This is a genomic window from Reyranella sp., assembly GCF_965279625.1.
In the GTDB taxonomy this organism is placed as follows: Bacteria; Pseudomonadota; Alphaproteobacteria; order Reyranellales; family Reyranellaceae; genus Reyranella.
Genome location: NZ_OZ257251.1, coordinates 992,908 through 1,012,843, shown reverse-complemented (window position 1 = coordinate 1,012,843; position 19,936 = coordinate 992,908). Strand labels below are relative to the sequence as shown.

21 protein-coding genes are annotated in these 19,936 nt (G+C 65.2%); 16 read left to right on the top strand and 5 right to left on the bottom strand.

What is annotated here, in order from left to right; all coding sequences use genetic code 11:
• Nucleotides 1-4 precede the first annotated feature (4 nt).
• Genes ACQY78_RS04870 through ACQY78_RS04855 form a run of 4 tightly spaced genes read left to right on the top strand, consistent with a single transcriptional unit; the run spans nt 5 to nt 5,086 of the window.
• A complete protein-coding gene (locus tag ACQY78_RS04870) occupies nt 5-970 on the top strand; it encodes a Bug family tripartite tricarboxylate transporter substrate binding protein (protein WP_428683291.1) in 966 nt (321 codons plus the stop codon).
• Between the two features lie 31 nt (nt 971-1,001).
• Nucleotides 1,002-3,338 (top strand): xanthine dehydrogenase family protein molybdopterin-binding subunit, encoded by a 2,337-nt coding sequence (locus ACQY78_RS04865; protein WP_428683289.1) that lies wholly within the window; start codon nt 1,002-1,004, stop codon nt 3,336-3,338.
• A 5-nt stretch (nt 3,339-3,343) separates the two neighbouring features.
• A complete protein-coding gene (locus tag ACQY78_RS04860; RefSeq protein WP_428683287.1) occupies nt 3,344-4,201 on the top strand; it encodes a hypothetical protein in 858 nt (285 codons plus the stop codon).
• A gap of 15 nt (nt 4,202-4,216) precedes the next feature.
• Entirely contained in the window at nt 4,217-5,086 is an 870-nt protein-coding gene (locus ACQY78_RS04855; protein ID WP_428683285.1) for a fumarylacetoacetate hydrolase family protein, read from the top strand.
• Between the two features lie 5 nt (nt 5,087-5,091).
• On the opposite strand, the gene ACQY78_RS04850 is transcribed toward ACQY78_RS04855, so the two are convergent.
• Nucleotides 5,092-6,039: a hypothetical protein gene (locus ACQY78_RS04850; RefSeq protein WP_428683283.1), complete on the bottom strand. Its 948-nt coding sequence runs from the start codon at nt 6,037-6,039 to the stop codon at nt 5,092-5,094.
• 89 nt (nt 6,040-6,128) lie between these two features.
• Here ACQY78_RS04850 and ACQY78_RS04845 point away from each other — a divergent pair, with 89 nt between their 5' ends.
• Together ACQY78_RS04845 and ACQY78_RS04840 are read left to right on the top strand one after the other, a co-directional pair.
• Nucleotides 6,129-6,461, top strand: a complete 333-nt coding sequence (locus ACQY78_RS04845; RefSeq protein WP_428683281.1) for a carboxymuconolactone decarboxylase family protein — start codon at nt 6,129-6,131, stop codon at nt 6,459-6,461.
• Entirely contained in the window at nt 6,458-7,387 is a 930-nt protein-coding gene (locus tag ACQY78_RS04840; RefSeq protein ID WP_428683279.1) for a fumarylacetoacetate hydrolase family protein, read from the top strand. Before ACQY78_RS04845 ends, ACQY78_RS04840 begins: the two co-directional genes overlap by 4 nt.
• A gap of 118 nt (nt 7,388-7,505) precedes the next feature.
• Here the strand turns inward: ACQY78_RS04840 and ACQY78_RS04835 are convergent, their stop codons facing one another.
• Nucleotides 7,506-7,958 (bottom strand): Hsp20 family protein, encoded by a 453-nt coding sequence (locus ACQY78_RS04835; RefSeq protein ID WP_428683277.1) that lies wholly within the window; start codon nt 7,956-7,958, stop codon nt 7,506-7,508.
• A 318-nt stretch (nt 7,959-8,276) separates the two neighbouring features.
• Here ACQY78_RS04835 and cysG point away from each other — a divergent pair, with 318 nt between their 5' ends.
• Genes cysG through ACQY78_RS04815 form a run of 4 tightly spaced genes read left to right on the top strand, consistent with a single transcriptional unit; the run spans nt 8,277 to nt 12,036 of the window.
• Nucleotides 8,277-9,626, top strand: a complete 1,350-nt coding sequence (cysG, locus tag ACQY78_RS04830; protein WP_428683275.1) for a siroheme synthase CysG — start codon at nt 8,277-8,279, stop codon at nt 9,624-9,626.
• Nucleotides 9,626-9,940, top strand: a complete 315-nt coding sequence (locus ACQY78_RS04825) for a DUF2849 domain-containing protein (RefSeq protein ID WP_428683273.1) — start codon at nt 9,626-9,628, stop codon at nt 9,938-9,940. Before cysG ends, ACQY78_RS04825 begins: the two co-directional genes overlap by 1 nt.
• Entirely contained in the window at nt 9,933-11,606 is a 1,674-nt protein-coding gene (locus tag ACQY78_RS04820) for a nitrite/sulfite reductase (protein ID WP_428683271.1), read from the top strand. The genes ACQY78_RS04825 and ACQY78_RS04820 overlap by 8 nt, the downstream gene beginning before the upstream one ends.
• Nucleotides 11,593-12,036, top strand: coding sequence for a DUF934 domain-containing protein (locus ACQY78_RS04815; protein ID WP_428683269.1), 444 nt, complete (start codon nt 11,593-11,595; stop codon nt 12,034-12,036). The genes ACQY78_RS04820 and ACQY78_RS04815 overlap by 14 nt, the downstream gene beginning before the upstream one ends.
• On the opposite strand, the gene ACQY78_RS04810 is transcribed toward ACQY78_RS04815, so the two are convergent.
• A complete protein-coding gene (locus ACQY78_RS04810) occupies nt 12,037-12,417 on the bottom strand; it encodes a hypothetical protein (protein ID WP_428683267.1) in 381 nt (126 codons plus the stop codon).
• A 110-nt stretch (nt 12,418-12,527) separates the two neighbouring features.
• Between ACQY78_RS04810 and ACQY78_RS04805 the strand changes: the two genes are divergently transcribed.
• Nucleotides 12,528-14,111 (top strand): ABC transporter substrate-binding protein, encoded by a 1,584-nt coding sequence (locus ACQY78_RS04805; RefSeq protein WP_428683265.1) that lies wholly within the window; start codon nt 12,528-12,530, stop codon nt 14,109-14,111.
• Nucleotides 14,112-14,129: 18 nt separating this feature from the next.
• Nucleotides 14,130-14,471, top strand: a complete 342-nt coding sequence (locus ACQY78_RS04800; protein WP_428683263.1) for an ArsC family reductase — start codon at nt 14,130-14,132, stop codon at nt 14,469-14,471.
• On the opposite strand, the gene ACQY78_RS04795 is transcribed toward ACQY78_RS04800, so the two are convergent.
• On the bottom strand, nt 14,468-15,439 hold the full coding sequence (locus ACQY78_RS04795; RefSeq protein ID WP_428683261.1) for a homocysteine S-methyltransferase family protein: 972 nt from the start codon (nt 15,437-15,439) through the stop codon (nt 14,468-14,470). The genes ACQY78_RS04800 and ACQY78_RS04795 overlap by 4 nt on opposite strands.
• A gap of 203 nt (nt 15,440-15,642) precedes the next feature.
• Here ACQY78_RS04795 and ACQY78_RS04790 point away from each other — a divergent pair, with 203 nt between their 5' ends.
• Complete coding sequence (locus ACQY78_RS04790; RefSeq protein WP_428683259.1) at nt 15,643-15,858, top strand: hypothetical protein; 216 nt, start codon at nt 15,643-15,645, stop codon at nt 15,856-15,858.
• A gap of 2 nt (nt 15,859-15,860) precedes the next feature.
• Here ACQY78_RS04790 and ACQY78_RS04785 read toward each other — a convergent pair whose 3' ends face one another.
• On the bottom strand, nt 15,861-16,193 hold the full coding sequence (locus ACQY78_RS04785; RefSeq protein WP_428683257.1) for a DUF2794 domain-containing protein: 333 nt from the start codon (nt 16,191-16,193) through the stop codon (nt 15,861-15,863).
• A gap of 162 nt (nt 16,194-16,355) precedes the next feature.
• On the opposite strand from ACQY78_RS04785, the gene ACQY78_RS04780 reads away from it, so the two are divergent.
• From ACQY78_RS04780 to der, 3 genes are read left to right on the top strand one after another with little or no spacing between them, the layout of a single operon-like run.
• Nucleotides 16,356-17,003 carry a tetratricopeptide repeat protein gene (locus tag ACQY78_RS04780; protein WP_428683255.1) on the top strand — a complete coding sequence of 216 codons (648 nt, stop codon included), beginning with the start codon at nt 16,356-16,358 and terminating at the stop codon, nt 17,001-17,003.
• Nucleotides 17,004-17,025: 22 nt separating this feature from the next.
• Complete coding sequence (locus ACQY78_RS04775; RefSeq protein WP_428683253.1) at nt 17,026-18,345, top strand: PQQ-binding-like beta-propeller repeat protein; 1,320 nt, start codon at nt 17,026-17,028, stop codon at nt 18,343-18,345.
• Nucleotides 18,332-19,768: a ribosome biogenesis GTPase Der gene (der, locus tag ACQY78_RS04770; protein ID WP_428683251.1), complete on the top strand. Its 1,437-nt coding sequence runs from the start codon at nt 18,332-18,334 to the stop codon at nt 19,766-19,768. Before ACQY78_RS04775 ends, der begins: the two co-directional genes overlap by 14 nt.
• The last annotated feature ends 168 nt before the right edge of the window (nt 19,769-19,936 follow it).

Sequence of the window (19,936 nt, the reverse complement as noted above, 5' to 3'; positions counted from 1 at the left end):
AAACATGAGACGCAGGACTCTGCTGATGTCTGCCGCGGCGGCGGCGGCGGGCGCTCCCGCGATTGCGCGTGCGCAGGCCTACCCGTCGCAGACCATTCGGCTGATGCACGGCTATGACGCCGGCTCCAATCCCGACACCATCGCCCGCCATCTCAGCGTCCCGCTGACCGAGATCCTGGGGCAGCAGATCGTCATCGAGCCGCGCCCCGGCGCGGCCGAGCGGCTGGCGGCCGCCCAGATCGCACGCATGAAGCCCGACGGCTATACGCTCTACCTGATGACGGGCGGGCAGGCGGTCGTATCGGCCACCGACAAGACCTTGACCTACGATATCCTGAAGGACTTCGATTTCATCTCGATCGTCACGCGCTTCCCCTTCGTGCTTACCGTGGCGCCGGGGTCGCGCTTCGAGACGGTGCAGGCCTATTTCGACGAAGCCACGCGTGAACCGGGCAAGCTCACCTACGGTACGTCGGGCGTCGGCTCGACCTTGCACATGGCGATGGAGCTGATCCTGGAAAAGACCGGCATCAAGATGACCCATGTTCCCTACAAGGGCGGCACCGGCCAATCCTACAACGACTTGGCCAGCGGCCGGCTCGACATGTGTGTCCTGACATTCTCGAGTGCGCAGCCGCTGATGAAAACCGGCAAGCTGCGCGCTCTCGCCGTCACGTCGAAGGAGCGGCATCCGGGCTTTCCGGACGTGCCGACCATCGCCGAGACGGTGCTGCCAGACTACGACGTCGTGTCGTGGCTGGGCTTCACCGCGCCGGCAGGCTTGCCCCCCGCGATCCGTGATCGCCTCTACGAGGCGTTCGAGCGGGCGATGGCGCGACCGGAGGTGAAGTCGAAGCTGGAAGAGCTGGGCAACGACACGCGCGTCACCAGTCCGGCTGAGTTCCGGGCGCGGGTGGAAGCCGACATGGCGCGCTGGGGTCCGCTCGCCCACGTCGTCAGCCAGTCCTAGAGTCAGATCGAGCGTTCGCGGGAGAGAGTTCATGAGCAAGTATGGAATCGGCCAGCCGGTATTGCGTTTCGAGGACCCGCGCCTGCTGCGCGGACAGGGCCGCTTCGTCAACGACGTGAACCTCCCGGGGCAGGCCCACGCCGTGTTCGTGCGCTCGCCGCACGCCCACGCGAAGATCCGGTCCATCGATACGAAGGCCGCGTCCGGGGCGCCGGGCGTGGTCGCGGTCCTCACCGGCCACGACGTGATTGCCGACGGGCTCGGCATGCCCAAGGCCAACATGCCGAGGAAGCGACCCGACGGTAAGCCGATGTACGCCCCGCAGCGGCCGGCGTTGGTTGTCGATCGCGTGCGCTATGTCGGCGATCCAGTGGCGATGGTGATTGCCGACACACTGGCCGAAGCCAAGGACGCTGCCGAGCTGGTCGAGATCGATTATGAGCCGATCCCCTCGGTGACGCTGACCGAGGATACGGTGAAGCCCGGTGCACCCGCCGTCTGGGACGATTGCCCGGACAACATTTCCAACTTCATCGAGCGCGGCAACAAGGCCGCGACCGAAGAGGCGATCAAGGGCGCCGCCAAGGTCATCAAGCGCCGCTATGTCATCACGCGCGTGCACGCCCAGTACATGGAGCCGCGCGGTACGCTTGGCGTCTACGACCAGGGCGAGGACCGCATGACGCTCTACGCGGACGTGCAGTATCCCCATCGCGTGCGCAACATGCTGGCGCAGAACGTCTTCAAGGTGCCCGAGAGCAAGATGCGGGTGATCACAGGTGACGTCGGGGGCGGCTTCGGCACCAAGGGCTGGCAGTATGTCGAGCATCGCCTGACGCTCTGGGCGGCGCGCAAGCTGCTGCGGCCGGTCAAGTGGTGCTGCGAGCGCTCCGAGGCCGTGATGGCCGACGAGCATGGCCGCGATAATGTCGGCGAGATCGAGCTGGCGCTCGACGCCGACAACAAGTTCGTGGCGCTGCGCCTCAACATGCTGGCGAATATCGGCGCCTATGTCGGTTCGGACCGCAACCTGCTGTCACCCTTCGGCATGATCGGCACGGTATTGGGCGTCTACCTGATCCCCAAGGCGTACATCAACGTGGTGGGCGTACTGTCCAACACCAATCCGACGGCTCCGTATCGTGGCGCCGGACGACCTGAAGCGATCTATCTGATCGAACGATTGATCGACGATGCGGCGCGCGAGCTCGGCGTGGACCGGGTGGAACTCAGGCGCAAGAATATTTTGGCGGAATCGGCACTGCCGTATCAAAGCCCCGTCGGCCCGTTCTACGACTGCGGCGAATTCGAGAAGAACATGGACATGGCGCTGAAGCTCGCCGACGTGGCGGGTTATGCCGCGCGTGCCGAAGAGTCGAAGAAGCGCGGCAAGCTCCGCGGACTCGGGATCATCAACGCCATTGAGCAGGCCGCCGGCACGGCCCAGCCCGAATATGCCGAGATCCGATTCAACCCGGCCGGTACGGCGACGCTGCTGATGGGCACCAAGGCGCAGGGCCAGGGCCACGAGACGATGTTCAAGCAGATCCTGAACGAGCGACTGGGCATCGATCCTCACGACGTGCAGTTCATCGACGGCGATACCGACCGCGTCGCCTTCGGCATGGGCACCAACGGCTCGCGCTCTACGGTGCTGGGCGGCTCGGCGCTGTTCATGGCGGCGGAGAAGGTGATCGAGAAGGGCAAGCGGCTGGCTGGCCATCTTCTGGAGGCAGGCGAGCAGGACATCGAGTTCGCCGAGGGCGTCTTCAAGATCAAGGGCACCGACAAGACCGTGGCGCTGAAGGCCGTCGCGATGGCCGCCTTCAATCCGACCAAATGGCCGAAGACCGGCTTCGAGGGTGGTCTCTATGAGAACGCCACCTATCTCGGCGAGAAAGACACTTATCCCAACGGCTGCCACGTCTGCGAGGTCGAGGTCGATCCCGATACCGGCGAGGTGAAGCTCGAGCGTTATGCCGTGGTCGACGATGTCGGCACGGTGATGAACCCGATCGGCCTCAAGGGCCAGATCCATGGCGGCGTTGCGCAGGGCGTTGGCCAGATCCTGGGTGAGCAGGTGATCTGGGATCGCGAGAGCGGCCAGCTCCTGACGGCGAGCTTCCTCGACTACACGATGCCGCGCGCCGACATGATGTGCAGCATGGAGGTCAAGTCCAACCCCGTTCCGACCAAGTACAATCCGCTGGGCGCCAAGGGCGCGGGCGAGGCGGGCACGGTGGGCGCCATGCCCGTGGTCATGAATGCCGTGATCGACGCGCTGGCGCCGCTCGGTGTCCGCGACATGGTCATGCCGGCCACGGCGGAGAATGTCTGGCGGGCCATCCAGGCGGCGAAAGGGGCGTAGTCCATATGGGCCAGATCGTCGGCGCGGCCGTCGTTTCGCACCATCCCGGTCTGGTGCAACCCAGGGAGATACGTGTCCAGCGTGGTAACGGCCGCGATTCGGACCTGATCGAAGGCTTCGACCGCGTCCGCGCGAAGATCGACGAGGTGAGGCCCGATACGTTCGTACTGTTCGATACGCACTGGGTCACGACTTCCCTCCACCTCGTGGCGGGAGCGGCGCACTACAAAGGCGCCTACACCTCCGATGAATTGCCGTTCGCGATGACGCGCTTTCCCTATGACCATGCCGGCGCGCCGGCGCTCGCCGCCGAGGTCGAGAGGGTGGCTGCGGAGAAGAAGGTCGCGGCGCGCAATGTCGTCGAGGAGTCGCTGCCGCTGCATTACCCGACCCTCAACGTGATCCATTATCTCGGTCGTGGTGAAAAGGTCCTGAGCGTTGGCACCTGCCAGACTGCCAAGCTGAAGCATTTCCTGCAGATGGGCGACGTGGTCGGCGAGGCGATCCGTCGTTCGGATGCGAGGGTCGTGCTGCTGGCCTCGGGCGCGATGAGCCACAAGTTCTACGACCTCGACCATGTGCCGCCCAATCCGCGCGTCTGGCATCCCGACAACGTGTCGGAGCCGAAGAATCGCGCGCTCGATATGGAGGTACTGGAACTCTGGAAGCAGGGGCGACACGACACCGTGCTCGACCGGTTCCCGGAGCTGGAAGCAGCCAAATACGAAGGTCACGGCGCGCACTACGCGCAGATGATGGGGGCGCTGGGCGGCAGGGATTGCCGTGCCCGCGGCACGCAGCTCTCGGAATACGAGAACGCGGCCGGTACCGGCAATGTCCATGTCTGGTTCGATGTTCAGTGAGGGGAGTTAGGTGAAATGAGTGTTCTCGAGGGACCGCGCAAGGAAGTCCGCCACGTCATCAAGGACGGCAGCGCTTATTGGGTCGAGTTCAAGGATGGCAAGATCGTCTTTGCCGACGGCCGGACCGCCGACGAGAAGGACGTGGTGCACCTGCCGCCGTGCACTCCGACCAAGATCCTGTGCGTCCATGTGAACTACATCTCGCGCTACTACGAGTTCAACAACACGCACACGCCGCCCAACACGCCGACGTACTTCCAGAAGCCGCTGACGGCGCTCAATGCTCACAAGGGTGAGCTGGTGAAGCCCAAGGGCTACAAGTACGTGAACTACGAAGGCGAGATGGCCGTCGTCTTCTCCAAGGTCACCAAGAACGTGAGCCGCGAGGAGGCCTGGGACTGCATCGCCGGCTTCGCGCCGGCCAACGATTTCGGCTGCCATGACTTCCGTGACACCGACGCCGGCTCGATGCTGAGGGTCAAGGGCATGGACGGGTTCTGTCCGATCGGGCCGGGCCTGGTGTCGGGTGTGGACGTGCGACGGTCGACGCTGCGCAGCTACAAGAACGGCAAGATGGTCCAGGAGGGTGCCGTCAGCGAGCAGATATTCGACTGCGGCTACCTGATCGCCGATCTCGCCCGGCACATCACCTTCCTGCCGGGCGACATCCTGCTGACCGGCACGCCGGCCAACTCCCGTCCGCTAGAGGTCGGCGACACGATCGACATCGAGGTCACCGGCGTCGGTCGCCTGTCCAACACCGTCGTCGAGACGCCGGCACCGCGTGCCTCCGAAGGCTTCCCGCCCAGCCCCGACAGCGAGGGCGTGCGCAAGGTGGCGCTCGGCAACGAGGAGCGCCTGCCGGACAAGTTCAAGACGAAGTAACGTCCCTAGGGGCTGGCGTGACCCAGGAAACGGTCCGGCGGCCGGTCGCCCCATTGCGACTGGAAGCCTTCCTCGGCGCTGAGCAGGTTGCCGCCATTGGCTGCGTTCAGGCGGTCGGTGTCGGCCCAGCGCTCGTGCACGCGGCCCCAGGGATCGCACCAGTAGTCGTAGACCTGGCTGCCCAGCAGGTGGCGACCGATGCCCCACATATGGTCGTACTTGCCCAGGCGCTTGATGTACTCGTGATCCTGGAAGACGCAGTCGATGTCCTGCACCTCGTACGAAACGTGGTTCAGGCCGGCCTTTGGATTGTGATTACAGAAGAAGACGTGGTGATCGACATAGGCATCGCCACGGTCGAGGCGGTTGAACGAGCCGATGATGTTGTCTTCGCTCCCGACATAGACGTCGTCGGAGCGGATCATGCCCAGCGTCTCACGGAACCACGCCACGGTCTCCGTGACATTGGGCGAGGAGAGGACGCCGTGGCCGATGCGCTGGATCGATGTGGGCGACTTGCCGAGCCGCATCACCCGCCCGACGCGGCGGCCGGGTTCGCGGGCGGTGTTGTGCTCGTCGCGCGCGACCCTGATCGGCTCGACGCGCTGCTGTCCCGACACGACCTCGATCTGGTACCCGTTGGGCTCGGTGAGACGCACGCGCTTGCCGCCGCCCGGTTCGTCCAGTGTCTCGATGCCCGAGGCGCCCGGCAGCCGGGCGAGGCGTTTCAGGTCCTCCTCGTCGGCGGCGTGGTAGGCGAAGCCGATGAACTTCGTGCCCCCCTTGTGCGTGACATGCAGGTGAGGGTGATCGTCGGTGCCGCGCATGTAGAGGGCAGTTGGTGTGCGCTCGGCGCGGGTCAATCCGAAGTGGATGAGGAACTCCTCCATTTCGTCGAGATCGGGCGCTTCCATGCGGGGCCACGCAAATTCCGCAGCCTTGATGATGGCCATTGTTTCCTCCGCTCTTTGCAGGAACGCTAGCCCTGTCTTCCCGTGCTGAAAACTAGCCCTGTCTTCCCGTGCTGAAAAGGAGAGATTCCATGCCCCGCTCGCCGGCTCCCAATCCGCGTGACGCGTTGCGGTCCTTCGCCCCCAAGTTGATCGAGCTCACGGACGATGTGTTGTTCGGAGACGTCTGGGAGAGGCCGGGTCTGTCGAAGCGCGACCGCAGTCTCATCACGTGTGCAGCGCTGGTCGCGATGAACCGCACGGAGCAGCAGACAGGACACTTCGCCCGTGCCATCAACAACGGAGTTACCAAAGACGAGCTGATCGAGCTCATCACGCATCTCGCATTCTATTCCGGCTGGCCGACCGCGATGTCGGCTGCCAACGTCGCCAGGAAAGTGCTCGAAGAGGGAGAGAAGAAGTGAAGCTTTGCTATTTCAATGACTACCGCCTGGGCGTCATCAAGGGCGACCAGGTCGTCGACGTGACCGACGCCGTGAAGGACATTCCGCATCTGGATTCACGGGACCTGATCCTTGGCCTCATCGCCAAGTGGGATGCCTACAAGGCCAAGGTCGAGAAGGCCGCCGCCGACGGCAAGGGCGTGCCGGTGTCCGGCGTGAAGCTGCGGCCGCCGGTGCCGAAGCCCGGCAACATCGTCTGCATGGCCGTGAATTACATGGAAGACGGTACGCTGCCTGAGAAGCCCGCCATCAATGCCTTCCACAAGGCCGCGACCGCGGTGATCGGTGACGGCGACACGATGGTGCTGCCGGATGCGCCGGCCACGATCTTCGAGGGCGAGGCGGAGATGGCGCTGGTCATCGGCAAGCGCGCCACGCGGGTGGCACAGGCCGACGCCTTCAAGCACATCTTCGGTTACACCTGCTTCATCGACGGTTCGGCCCGCGGCCTGCCGCCGCCCGGCAACGTGTTCTTCCAGATGAAGTCGCGCGACACCTTCGCCCCGATCGGCCCGTGCATCGTCACCGCCGACGAGATCGCCGATCCGCAGAACCTCGACATCACGCTGACCAACAACGGCACGGTGATGCAGAAGTTCAACACTTCCGACATGGCGCACCACATCCCGCGCATCATCGAGTGGGTGAGCTCGATCCACACGCTGGAGCCCGGCGACATCGTCGCCACCGGCACCAACCATCGCGGCCTCAACTCCTTCATGGACGGGGACAAGATCGAGCTGACGGTCGAGAAGATCGGCACGCTGAAGTTCAGCGTGAAGGACGAGCTGAAGCGAACCTGGGCCCGCACCACCCGTCTCCAGCACAAGGAAAAAGGCGGCGAGGGCCCGCACACGCCCCAGCTCACCGGCAAGTACGCAAAGTAACTCGAAGTTTGCCTACAAACCTTCACCTCCCCCGTCTCACGGGGGAGGGAGAGACGCTACGAAAAAGGGCGCCGCGGTTTCCCGCGACGCCCCTTCGAGACAGTAGGCTGCTACCTACTTAGTGGGTGAGAGCTGCCTGACCGTTGCTGGCCTGGACGGGGATCGCGCGGGGCTTCTTCTCTTCCGGGATCTCACGCTGCAGTTCGATCGTAAGCAGGCCGTTGGCGAGCTTCGCGCCCGTGACCTTCACATGGTCGGCGAGCTGGAAGCGGCGCTCGAAGTTGCGGCCGGCAATGCCACGATAGAGATACTGCTTCTCTTCCTGACCCTCGGTCGGCGCGGCCTGGCCGCTGACGAGGAGCTCGTTCTCCTTCTGGGTCACGTTCAGCTCGGCTTCCGCGAACCCCGCAACCGCCATCACGATCCGGTAGGCGTTATCGCCGGCCTTCTCGATATTGTACGGGGGGTAGCCGTTGGCGCCGGACTGGCTGGCCACCGAGTCGAGCAGGTCGAAGACGCGATCGAAACCGACGGTGGCGCGATAGAACGGAGAATAGTCGACAGTACGCATTTTGATCATCCTCTCTTGAGCGATGTTGACGTTCCCGCCCCGGATGGGCGCGGGGAACGAGGGTGATTTGGGGAGGGAAGGGGCGGCTTCAAGGGCGATAAAAATTTCCTTCTGAGGGCCTTGAACGGCAGGAAATGCTTCCTCCCGAAGAACCTTCGGAAATTCAACTCATGGCTTATGTGCGAGATATCGCCAGATCAAAGGCGGTAACCGCATGTCCAAGTTCATTCCCCGTTCCGAGGCTGCTTTGTGGGTCCTGTCGATCTCGCAGGCCGCCGGCATGCTTGCCCTCAACATCGTGCTGCGCGTGGCCGTGTCGTGAGGCACCTGCCGCTCTTATTCGATCTGGCCGGCCGCAAGGTCGCGATCGTGGGCGAGGGCGCGAAGGCGGATCTGCGCGCCAATCTGGCGCGCTCTGCGGGCGCCGACGTTCGCAGGCTCAAGGCCGGTTCCGTCACGGCGCGGGATTTCCAGGGCGCCGTGGCAGTCTTCGTCGCCACCGACGATGAGGCGGCGGACGCAGCGGTCCACCGCGTGGCGAAGGCGGCCGGGGTGCCGGTGAACGTGGCGGACCGGCCTGCGCTTTGCGATTTCATCATGCCCGCCATCGTCGATCGCGACGGCGTGGTCGTGGCGATTTCGACCGGCGGCGCTTCGCCAACGCTGGCGACCGTGCTGCGGGGGCGGATCGAGGCGGCGCTGCCCGAGCGGCTGGGCGTGCTGGCGGGCCTCGCCGCGACGTTCCGGGCCCAGGTCAATGCACTGATCACCGACCCTGCGCGGCGCCGCGCCTTCTTGAGGCGGCTCGTCGAGGGACCGGCCGCACGCCTTGCCCTGGCAGGCGACGAGGCCGGGGCGCGACGCGTGGCGCTCGGCGAGCTCGACGCGGCGCGGCGCCGACTGACGCCTTACGGCATCGCCCATATCGTGGGGGCAGGACCGGGGGATCCCGATCTTCTGACCCTGAAGGCGGCGCAGCTCCTCCAGGAGGCCGACGCCATCCTGCACGACGATCTCGTGCCGCCGGCCGTGCTGGCGCGGGCCCGACGCGACGCCGAAATCGTCTCTGTCGGCAAGCGCAAGGGTCGTCCGAGCTGGGCGCAGGCCGACATCGACGCCGAGCTCGTCCGGCGCGTGCGTGCCGGCCAGACAGTGGTGCGGCTGAAGGCCGGCGACCCGTTCGTCTTCGGTCGCGGCGGCGAGGAGGTCGATGCGCTTCGGGCGGCTGGGCTCCCCTGGACTGTCGTGCCCGGCATCACCGCGGCACTGGGCTGCGCGGCCTCGGCCGGTATCCCGCTCACCCATCGCCGCCATGCGTCGGCCGTGACCTTCGTCAGCGGGCACGGCGCCAAGGACGGCAAGCAGCCCGCCTGGGCCTTGCTCGCCGTCGAAGGCCATACGCTCGCGATCTACATGGGCGCTTCCGAAGCGTCAGCCCTGCGCGATCGCCTGCTCGCCGCCGGTGCCGCTCCCTCGACGCCAGTTGCGATCGTCGAGAACGGCACGCGGCCCGGTCAACGGGTCTCGACCGGCCGGCTGGGTGACCTCGCGCGGCTCGCCGCTTCCCACGCCAAGGGCGTCGCGGCCGGCCCCAGCCTCATCATCGTGGGCGACGTCGCGGCCTATGCCGCCCTGTCCGAAAACCCGCCGCTTGCAAAGGTGTCCTGATGGCCAAGAATCTGAGTGGCGACCTCCAGGTCGCCTCGGCGAACCGGCTGGTCGACGGCATGGTGGTCTGGCTCGACGAGGCCGGCCAATGGACCGATCGCCTCGAGCACGCGGCGATCGCGCGCGACAGGCGCGGTGCCGAGATCCTGCTGGAGCGTGCCCGGGTCGAGGCCTTCAGCGTGGTCGATCCGTTCCTCGTCGCGGTGGTCGAGCATGACGAGGGGACGATCGAGCCGCTGTCTCTTCGCGAGAAGATCCGTGCCTCGGGCCTCACCTTCGAGGCCATTGCGGCCGATGCGGTGCGTTATGCCTGATACCCATTTCTACAGGTACGACGATTACGACCGGACCCTGGTTTCCGAGCGCGTCGAGCAGTTCCGCGACCAGGTGCGACGCCGGCTGGCGGGTGAGTTGACCGAGGAGCAGTTCAAGCCGCTGCGCCTGCACAACGGCCTCTACCTGCAGCTTCACGCCTACATGCTGCGGATCGCCATTCCCTACGGCACGGTGTCTTCCCGCCAGCTGCGCAAGCTGGCCGACATCTCGCGCAAGTACGATCGCGGCTACGGCCATTTCACGACGCGCCAGAACCTGCAGCTCAACTGGATCAAGCTCGAGGATGCGCCGGACGCGTTGGCGGCTCTCGCCGAAGTCGACATGCATGCGATGCAGACGTCGGGCAACTGCATCCGCAACGTGACCGCCGACCACTATGCCGGCGCCGCGATCGACGAGATCGAGGATCCGCGCATCTGGGCCGAGATCGTGCGCCAGTGGTCGACGCTCCATCCCGAATTCACCTTCCTGCCGCGCAAGTTCAAGATCGCCATCACAGGTTCGCCGAACGACCGTGCGGCGGTGCGCGTGCACGACATCGGCTTGCGCTTGTGGCGTAACGAGCAGGGCAAGGTCGGCTTCGAGGTGATCGTGGGCGGTGGCCTCGGGCGCACGCCGATGATCGGCAAGACGCTGCGCGAGTTCCTGCCGAAGGAAGAGCTGCTGGCCTATCTCGAATCGACGCTGCGGGTCTATAATCGCTATGGCCGGCGCGACAATCTCTACAAGGCCCGCATCAAGATCCTGGTGCATGAGGTCGGCGTCGAGAAGATGCGCGAGGAAGTCGAGGCCGAGTATGCCGCGACTCGCGATGGCGCTCTCAAGCTGCCGGCCGCGAGCATCGAGGCGATCGCCCGCCAGTTCGCGCCGCCGGTTCTGCCGCCGCGACCCACCGTGTCAGGCGAGGTCGAGGCGCAGCGTCTCGACGAGCCGGACTTCGCGCTGTGGCTCAAGTCGAACGTCGCGCCGCATCGCGTGCCCGGCTATGCGATCGTGACGGCCTCGCTGAAGCCCGCCGGCGCGCCGCCGGGCGACGCGAGCGCCGCCCAGATGGACGGTGTTGCCGACATCGCCGAGGCCTACAGCCAGGCCGAGGTTCGCGTAAGCCATGAGCAGAACCTGATCTTCCCCCACGTCGCCGTGGAAGACCTCCCGCAGGTCTATCGTTCGCTGGCGGCACTGGGATTTGCTGAGGCCAATGTCGGCAAGATCACCGACATCATTGCCTGCCCGGGGCTCGACTATTGCGCGCTGGCCAATGCACGTTCGATCCCGGTGGCGCAGCGCATTTCTAGCCATTTCGCGAGCCTCGCCCGCCAGCACGACATCGGCGACCTGAAGATCAAGATTTCTGGATGCATCAACGCCTGTGGCCATCACCATGTCGGCCATATCGGCATCCTCGGCGTCGACAAGAACGGCGTCGAACTCTACCAGATCAGCCTTGGCGGCGACGTCGATTTCGGCAGGACCGCGATCGGCTCGATCCTCGGTCCCGCCGTGACGGCAGACAAGGTGGTCGAAACCGTCGACGCGATCGTGGCGACCTATCTCGACGCCCGCCAACCGGCCGAACGCTTCGTCGATACCTACCGGCGCATCGGCGCCCAGCCCTTCAAGGAGAATGTCTATGGCGCTCTATAGCGAAGCGGGTCTGCCTGCGTCCTACGTCGCTCTGCCCTTCGCCGATTGGCAGGCCCGGCCCGAATGGCCGGCCGTGTCTCTGGCCAATACCGATCCGGTGGAAGACCTCGCGCCGCATGTCGGTCGCCTGCGCCTGATCATCCTCGACTTTCCGAAGTTCAGTGACGGCCGGGCCTACAGTCAGGCCCGACTGCTGCGAGGCCGGATGGGCTATCGCGGCGAACTGAGGGCGACGGGCGGCGTCCTGCAGGACCAGATCGCCTTCATGCTGCGCTGCGGCTTCGATTCCTTCGAAAGCGAACAGAAGGGCTTCGGCGAAGCGCTGGCCAAGGCGCGCACCCTGTTCAGCGTCGTATATCAGCCGGCCGAGGACGATCAGGTGCCAGCCTCTCTGCGCCGGCTGGCGCAGTCGAACGCCACCGCGTCCTGATCAGGGTTCGCTTTTCGGCTGGGTATCGAGCCAGGTCAGAGCCTCGTCGGAGGTATCGAAAATCTGTGCCTGGCCCTCGAACTTCCCGAGATTGATGTAGCGCTTGGCGAGTTCGGCGCCGACTCCGGGCCTTGGCACGAGCGCCAGGGAGCCGCGCCTGGCCAGGGTCGCGTAGGCGGCGGCCCGTGCGGCGAGCATCATCACATCGTGATCGTCGTAGGTCCCGTCGCCCCGGCTGCCGTCGAACAGCTTGCGATAGGTGAGGGCGTTCTGTGCCACGACCGCGTCGGTGAAGGCCTCGATGTCCTTCAGGGCGATGACGCCCACCACCCGAGCTTGGACGAGGCGCTTGTCGTGATCGATTGTGTACTCGATGGGCATGGGCAGACTTTAAGCAAACTCTGCGGCGGGCGTCGAGCCGCTTGGCGGTTCCTGCAACTCCGGATAGGCTCCCTGCAATAGCCGGGGATACACCGGCGGGAGGAAGCGACATGATCAAGGAAGCAACGGGCGCCGTGCTGGCGCTCGCGATGGCTTGGTGCGCTCTCGCGACGCCGGCCTCCGCGCAAATCTTCGTGAACATCCGCTCGCAGGACGCGCCGAAGTACGACCCTCACAGCAATACGTCGAGCGGCATGGGGCATCCCATGTTCATGATGGGCGACACGCTGGTCGCGCTCGACTGGGACCTTAAGAGTGTCCATCCGTTGCTGGCCAAGTCGTGGACGATCTCCGACGACCGGCTCACCTACACGTTCACGTTGCGTGACGACGTCACCTTCTGCAGCGGCAAGAAATTCACGGCGGCCGACGTGATCTATTCCTTCACGCGCCTGGCGGACCCCTCGGCCCGCTGGCCCTTCTACTGGCGGCTGGGCGAGATCGACAGTCTGACCGCGCCGGATCCCTACACGCTCGTCTACAAGCTGAAGCGACCACATTCTGAGCTGCTGGTCGACCTTGCCAACTTCGCCGCGACCATCATCAACAAGGACAATGTCGACGCGCTCGGCCCCGACTTTGGGGTAAAGGGCTTCGACGGCACCGGGCCGCTGTGCTGGGAAAGCTGGCAGCCGCGCAAGGAGCTCGTACTGAAGCGTCACGACGCCTACCAATGGGGGCCGACCGGCGTCTACGCCAACAAGGGCCCGGTCAGATACGCGAAGATGATCTGGCGGATCGTGCCTGAGGAAACGACACGCATCGCCACGATGCTCTCGGGGCAGGCCGACTTCTGCCACTGGAATCCGCTGCAGGCGATCGAGAGTTTCAAGAAGGCGCCGAATCTCGCCGTGTACGAACCGACCGCCGACTTCGCGATGTACTACTGGGGCCTGAAGAGCACGCGCGAGAACCTGCAGGACAAGCGGGTCCGCCAGGCGCTTGCCCACCTCGTCGACCGGGAAGAGATCAACAAAGCGATCTTTTTTGGTCAGGCCGAGACGGCGAGATCGCTCGTCCATCCAAAGGCGCTCGACTTCGAGCCGGCGACGCTCGACGTGCTGACCAGGCGCGACCCGGACAAGTCGAAGAGGCTGCTCGACGAGGCAGGCTGGACGGCGGGTCCCGACGGTTTCCGCTACAAGGACGGCAAGAAGCTCGAACTGCTGATGTATTCCTACACAGTGGGGCAGAATCCCAAACTGTCGGAAGTTCTGCAGGGCGCCGCCCGGGCGGTCGGGATCGACATCAAGATCCAGACCTGGGATCCCACGGTCTTCTTCCAGAAGATCGCCCAGCAGGACTATGACATCTGGACGCTGTCGGTGCCCTATACGTCGGCCGGCGACCAGATGTACCTCTACTACCACTCGAAGAACCGGCCGGTGCCCAATCGCATGATGTGGAACGATGCCGAGACCGACCGCATCCTCGATGCCGGGCGAACGGCCACCAACGACGCCGACCGGGCGAAGTACTTCAAGGAAATCCAGCGCCGCATGCATGATGAAGCGCTGATGATCCCGGCCGCGCATTCACGGCTCTTTCTGGTCGCCAGGAAGAGCATCAAGAACGTGCGGGCGCACGGCATCTACAGTGCCGCCCTCTACAAGGGGCTGGACGTCCAGCCGTGACTTCGGAATTGTGGGGGCATGACCACGATCTACGGCATCAAGAACTGCGATACGATGAAGAAGGCGCGTACCTGGCTGGACGGCAAGGGCATCGCCTACGATTTTCATGACTACAAGACGGTGGGAATCGAGCGCGGTCGTCTCGAAGCGTGGACCCGTAACGTCGGCTGGGAGACGCTGCTGAACCGTGCCGGCACGACCTTCCGCAAGCTGCCTGCCGAGGACAAGGAAGGGCTCACGGAGGCTAAGGCGATCGCGCTGATGATCGCCCAGCCATCGATGATCAAGCGGCCGGTGCTGGAAGCGGGCGGCAAGCTGCTGGTCGGCTTCAAGCCCGATCAGTACGAGACGCTCGCCTAGACGGCGCGCGTCGCGCTCACCGGCTTGCAGGCCAGTGCAATGCACTCGACATGCCGGTGGTCGGTGCCGCAGCAGCCGCCCAGCACGTTGATCTGCGGATGGGCCTGCACGAGGCCACGATACTGTTTCCCGAGTTCGTCTGGATCGCCGGCGTCGAGATCGGGGGAGTCGTTCAGCTCCTGATGGCTGCGACGCGACGCGTTCGCACGCAGGCCGCGCAAGCGCCGCGTCCAGCTTCGCTCCGGGTCGATCGCGCCCTCGAAGTGGGAGGGATGGGCGCAATTGATCATGTAGTAGGCGGGTGCGTTCGTGGTCGCCTCGTCGACGAGGGTGATGGCCTCGCCCAGGGCTTGCCCTGTCGGAAGGCGACCGTCGGTCTCCACCGTGAACGAAACCGCCACCGGCATCCCGGCCCGGCGCGCGGCTCGGGCGATGCCGATCGCCTCGCTCGTATTGGTCATGGTGATGGCGCTGACCATGTCGGCTCCGGCGTCAGCGAAGGCCTCGACCTGAAGCGTGTGGTAGGCTTCCGCCGTCTCCTCCGACATGATCTCGCCCGGCATGTAGCCGTCACCGCGCGGCCCGATACAGCCGCTCACCACCATAGGCGACGCCGGGGTCTCATGAGCGTCCCGCAGCTCCCGCATCAGAGCGATCGCGTCTCTGTTGGCTGCGGAAATCTCCGCGACCGAGAAGCCGAGCCTCGCGCCCCAGTCGGCGCTTGCCCGCCAGGTCGGGCTCTCGAGCACGAATCCCAGGGCGTTCCGCCGTGCGATCCCTGTGAAGCGTTCGTAATAGTGCTTCAGCGCTCGGCGGCCCTCGGCGGAGCGCATCAGGGGAAAGGCGGCGAAGAGGGGCAGTTCCAGCCCGTCGTCGAAGATGAGGCAGGTCTCTATACCGCCGTCGGTCAGGAAGAGGCCGCCATTGTCCTGCGGCAGGCGGTGACGGTACCGGGCGGTCGTCTTCATCGGATCCTCTCCTCGGGTCAGCGCGGTCGGCACATGTCGGCACAAAATCAAGAAAAAAAGCTATAAATATCAGATGGTTATATCAGGTAATTGACACTTCGCGGGAAATCGCGAAAGATCGGCTAATAAGGCTTTGTAAGGCCACAATAATTGAATGTAGACGGCTGCTTTCGCGGCTCCCCTCATTTTTTTCGAGGTCTGAAATGAAAATCGCTGTTTCCCTTCTCGTGCTTCCGCTCGCTCTGTCCGTTTCCGCCTGCGGCGATACCTGGGGCGAACGTGCGGTGACCGGCGGCGGCATCGGTGCGGGTACCGGTCTGGCGATCGGCGCGATCGCGGGTTGGCCGCTGGTCGCGCCTGTTCTGGTCGGCACGGCGGTTGGCGCTGGCATCGGCGCGGCCACCACGCCAAAGAAATAAGGTCAGCCGAGCAGAAGCTTGAGCTTGCGCTCGAAGACGCTCAGCACGTCTTCGAGCGTCTCCCCGTGCGCGAGCTTGCGCGGGCCATTGTACACTACGTAACTGCCGCCGCCGCCGCCCGGGACCTTGGCGATGGCGAACAGCGGCTGCTCAGCGGTGTGGCGAAAGATCGAGAAGATCGCCATGCCGGGCCGGAAGTCGATGGCATAGTCGCGCCACTCTCCGGATGCCACACGCATGCTGTACAAAGCGAGAAGTCGCGACAGTTCCCGTTTGTCGAACGACACAATTCGGCGCCGGGCCCGCTGATCGGCCAAACGGTACAGGTTGCTCATGCCGTCGCGATTTCGAACATGTCAGTTGGATGAATTCTTGCAGAACCGCCGATGAGGGTAAAGCGCGTTGCAACCCCATCCGCTTGTTTGCCAAAGCCGGGGTGGGGGGGTATGAACCGCCGCTGAAGCTGTTGATATTCCGCGATATTCCGGGAGCACTTTGTGTCCGACTCCGCCGCGTTCCACGAAATAGACGAGGCCGTCCGCAAGGACGAGATGAAGGAGTGGTGGAGTCGCTACGGGACCCTGGTGGTGGCGTTCGCCGTCGTGCTGGTGGTCGCCGTCACGGGCTTCGTGGGCTGGCGCCAGTATGATCAGGCGCAGCGCGCCGCCGCCAGTGCCACCTATTCGGCGGCACTGGCCCAGATCGCGACGGATCCGGCGGCGGCCCGCGCCGAGTTGGAAAAGCAGGCATCCAATGCCGTTCAACCTTATCGTTCTCTGGCGGCCCTGACGGCAGCGCAGCTCCGTCCGACCCTGGAGGAGCAGGTGACGGCGCTCGCGACCGTGGCGCCCAGCCTGTCGGCGAGCGAGCTCAGCGACCTGGCTCTCGTCATCGCCGCCTTCAAGAGCATCGACACCCCCAAGGCGGAAGAGATGGTGGCCCGGCTCGAGCCGCTGGCTGGCCCCGATCGTCCGTTCCGGCTGAGCGTTCGCGAGTTGCAGGCCATGCTGGCCGCTCGCAAGGGCGACACCAAGCGTGCGAAGGAACTGTGGAACGAGATCGCCAAGGATCCGGCCGTGCCGCAGGGCGCATCCCAGCGCGTTTCGGCGATGCTGAATCTCTACGGCGGCGCGGAGGCGAAATAGTCCGATGTTGAGCGTAGTGCGCGTGTTCGATCCCCGATTCCTTCTCGCCGCCGTTCTCCTGGTGGTCTCCCTTTCCGGTTGCGATATTCTCGATAAAAAGAAGACGGCGCTTCCCGGCGAGCGCATTTCGGTACTAGGCGACCGGAAGGACCTCGAACCGGACAGCGACGCCGCGAACATTCCGGTCGTGCTGCCGCCGCCGACGGTCAACGAATCCTGGCCGCAGTCCGGCGGCTTCGCCAACAACGCCATGCACAATCTGGCAATCGGTGCGTCTCCGCAGATCATCTGGACGGCCGATGTCGGGACCGGCAGCAGCTCGACTCGTATCCTGACCACGCCGCCGGTCGTCGCCGAGGGCAAGGTGTTTGCCAAGGATGCGCAGGGCACGGTTTCCGCCTTCAACGCCGATACCGGCGCGCTTCTTTGGCGCGTCTCGCTGGCGCCGGAGAAGGCGCGCGACTCCGATGAGTTCGGCGGTGGGCTGGCCTATTACGGCGGGCGGCTTTTCGTGACCACCGGCTTTGCGACGGTCTATTCGCTCGATCCGGCCACCGGCAAGGAGGACTGGCATTCGACTGTCAGCGCGCCGGTCCGCGGGGCCCCGCTGGTCTTCGGAGACCGGGTCTTCGTCATCGCCATCGACAACAGGCTGCACACACTGGCTGCGGCCGATGGTTCCGACCTCTGGCAGTTCGCCGGTTTGCAGGAGACGTCGGGCTACGTCGGCGGCAACAGCCCGGCGGGCTCCGGCGACACGATCGTGGCGCCGTTCACGTCGGGCGAGCTTGCCGCGCTGCGTATCGACAACGGCCGGCCGATCTGGAACGAAACGCTGATCGGTGCGCGCGCCGACGTGCGCGCCTTCGGCAATCTCGCCGACATTCGCGGCCGTCCCGTGATCGACCGCGGTCTCGTCATCGCCATGGGCTCGGCCGGTCAGATCGCCGGCATCGACCTGCGTTCCGGCCAGCGCCAGTGGGACCGCAACATTGGCGGCAGCCAGACGCCGTGGCCGGCGGGCCGCTTCCTCTTCATCGTCACCGGCAACGCCGACGTGGTGGCCATGGTCCGGGATACCGGCAAGATCCGCTGGGTCACGCCGCTCACGCAGTTTGAGGATACCAAGAAGCACGTGCCGGTCCTGTGGGGCGGCCCGGTGCTGGCGGGCGATCGCCTTCTGTTGACCAGTTCTTTGGGCGATCTGGTAGTTGTCTCTCCCTACACCGGTGAGATCATGGGCAAGATCGACGTGCGCGACCGCGTGCGCCTCGGCCCCGTGATCGCCAACCAGACCATCTACGTCCTCACAGACTCCGGGCGACTCATTGCCCTCCGCTGAAGAACGCTCACCCTCCCAGGGGCTGCGTCGGGTCGCCATCGTCGGTCGTCCCAACGTCGGCAAGTCGACGCTGTTCAACCGTCTGGCTGGCCGTCGGCGCGCCATCGTCGACGACACACCCGGAGTGACCCGCGACGTGCGCGAGCAGCCGGCACAGCTCGGCGATCTCGCCTTCATGCTGCTCGACACGGCAGGGTGGGAAACCGCGGGCGGCGAGGCCCTGGAGGCACGCATGCGGCGCTTCACCGAGCGGGCGATCGACGGATCGGATGTCGTCCTGTTCCTGATCGATGCCCGCTCCGGAATCCTGCCGCTCGACCAGAGCTTCGCCAGCTGGCTGCGCAAGCGATCGGCCAAGGTGATCCTGGTCGCCAACAAGTGCGAAGGCCGTGCCGGGGCGCAGGGCCTTGCCGAGGCGCACGGGCTGGGCCTGGGCGAACCGATCCCGGTGTCGGCCGAGCATGGCGAGGGGCTGAGCGACCTACACGAGGCGCTGAGCCGGCACATCGAGCCGATGCCGGAAGAAGACGAAGCCGGCGAGGCCGACGCGAGCGATCCCGATCTCGACGACGTGCCGGAGGGCCGACCGCTGCTGCTGGCCATCGTCGGCCGGCCGAACGTGGGCAAGTCGACGCTTCTCAACCGTCTGGTCGGCGAGGAGCGGGTCCTGACCGGACCCGAAGCCGGCATCACACGCGACTCCATTAGAGTCGAATGGGAATGGCGGGGCCGTGCGGTGCGCCTGGTCGATACCGCCGGCATGCGCCGCCGCAGCCGCATCGACGCCAAGCTCGAGGCCGCCTCGGTGGCCGATTCGCTGGACACGATCCGGCTCGCCGACGTGGTTGTGGTCGTGCTCGACGCCGCTGACATGGCCGAAAAGCAGGACCTCAACATCGCCGGCTGGGTGATCGAGGAGGGGCGCGCGCTGGTGATCGCGGTCAACAAGACCGACCTGCTGGCCGACGACCAGTCGCAGTCGTCGAAACAGTGGCGCAAGTTGCGCGACCGGCTGGAGATGTCGTTCTCGCAGGTGAAGGACGTGGCCATCGTCGGCTTCTCGGCGCTCACCGGACGTGGCGTCGAGCGCCTTCTGCCCAAGGTCTTCGAAACCTACGAGATCTGGAACAAGCGGGTCACGACACCCAAGCTCAATCGCTGGCTGCGCGAGATGGAGACGCTGCATCCGCCACCGCTCGCCAGCAACGGCCGCCGCATCCGCCTGCGCTTCATGACCCAGATCAAGCGCCGGCCGCCAACTTTCATCCTGTCGGTCAGCCAGCCGCAGGAGCTCGGCAACGACTATCTGCGCTTCCTGACGAACCGCCTGCGTGACGATTTCGACATGCCGGGCGTGCCGATCCGGCTCAGCATGCGCAAGCCGAAGAACCCCTTCGAGGGCCGTCGCAAGCCGCAGCGGTAGGGCTGAGCGCAGCTCAGCCCGGGGAGCGTCAGGACATTGCCCTTGGCAATGTCCGGGAGCGTTGAAGAAAGAGCGATCACAGGAAGCTGCCTATGCCACCGGCCGCATCGCGGCCGATGGCGGAGAGGCGCCTTGCCCCGTACCGACCTGCTGCCCTAGGCTTCATTC

Bases quoted from the DNA above. Each gene is read 5' to 3' on its own strand.
- ACQY78_RS04805 (WP_428683265.1), top strand. From the start codon at position 12,528: ATGATCAAGGAAGCAACGGGCGCCGTGCTGGCGCTCGCGATGGCTTGG.
- ACQY78_RS04825 (WP_428683273.1), top strand. From the start codon at position 9,626: ATGGCCAAGAATCTGAGTGGCGACCTCCAGGTCGCCTCGGCGAACCGG.
- ACQY78_RS04850 (WP_428683283.1), bottom strand. From the start codon at position 6,039: ATGGCCATCATCAAGGCTGCGGAATTTGCGTGGCCCCGCATGGAAGCG.
- ACQY78_RS04815 (WP_428683269.1), top strand. From the start codon at position 11,593: ATGGCGCTCTATAGCGAAGCGGGTCTGCCTGCGTCCTACGTCGCTCTG.
- ACQY78_RS04835 (WP_428683277.1), bottom strand. From the start codon at position 7,958: ATGCGTACTGTCGACTATTCTCCGTTCTATCGCGCCACCGTCGGTTTC.
- ACQY78_RS04810 (WP_428683267.1), bottom strand. From the start codon at position 12,417: ATGCCCATCGAGTACACAATCGATCACGACAAGCGCCTCGTCCAAGCT.
- ACQY78_RS04860 (WP_428683287.1), top strand. From the start codon at position 3,344: ATGGGCCAGATCGTCGGCGCGGCCGTCGTTTCGCACCATCCCGGTCTG.
- ACQY78_RS04865 (WP_428683289.1), top strand. From the start codon at position 1,002: ATGAGCAAGTATGGAATCGGCCAGCCGGTATTGCGTTTCGAGGACCCG.
- ACQY78_RS04855 (WP_428683285.1), top strand. From the start codon at position 4,217: ATGAGTGTTCTCGAGGGACCGCGCAAGGAAGTCCGCCACGTCATCAAG.
- ACQY78_RS04845 (WP_428683281.1), top strand. From the start codon at position 6,129: ATGCCCCGCTCGCCGGCTCCCAATCCGCGTGACGCGTTGCGGTCCTTC.
- ACQY78_RS04795 (WP_428683261.1), bottom strand. From the start codon at position 15,439: ATGAAGACGACCGCCCGGTACCGTCACCGCCTGCCGCAGGACAATGGC.
- ACQY78_RS04785 (WP_428683257.1), bottom strand. From the start codon at position 16,193: ATGAGCAACCTGTACCGTTTGGCCGATCAGCGGGCCCGGCGCCGAATT.
- ACQY78_RS04870 (WP_428683291.1), top strand. From the start codon at position 5: ATGAGACGCAGGACTCTGCTGATGTCTGCCGCGGCGGCGGCGGCGGGC.
- ACQY78_RS04800 (WP_428683263.1), top strand. From the start codon at position 14,130: ATGACCACGATCTACGGCATCAAGAACTGCGATACGATGAAGAAGGCG.
- ACQY78_RS04790 (WP_428683259.1), top strand. From the start codon at position 15,643: ATGAAAATCGCTGTTTCCCTTCTCGTGCTTCCGCTCGCTCTGTCCGTT.
- ACQY78_RS04820 (WP_428683271.1), top strand. From the start codon at position 9,933: ATGCCTGATACCCATTTCTACAGGTACGACGATTACGACCGGACCCTG.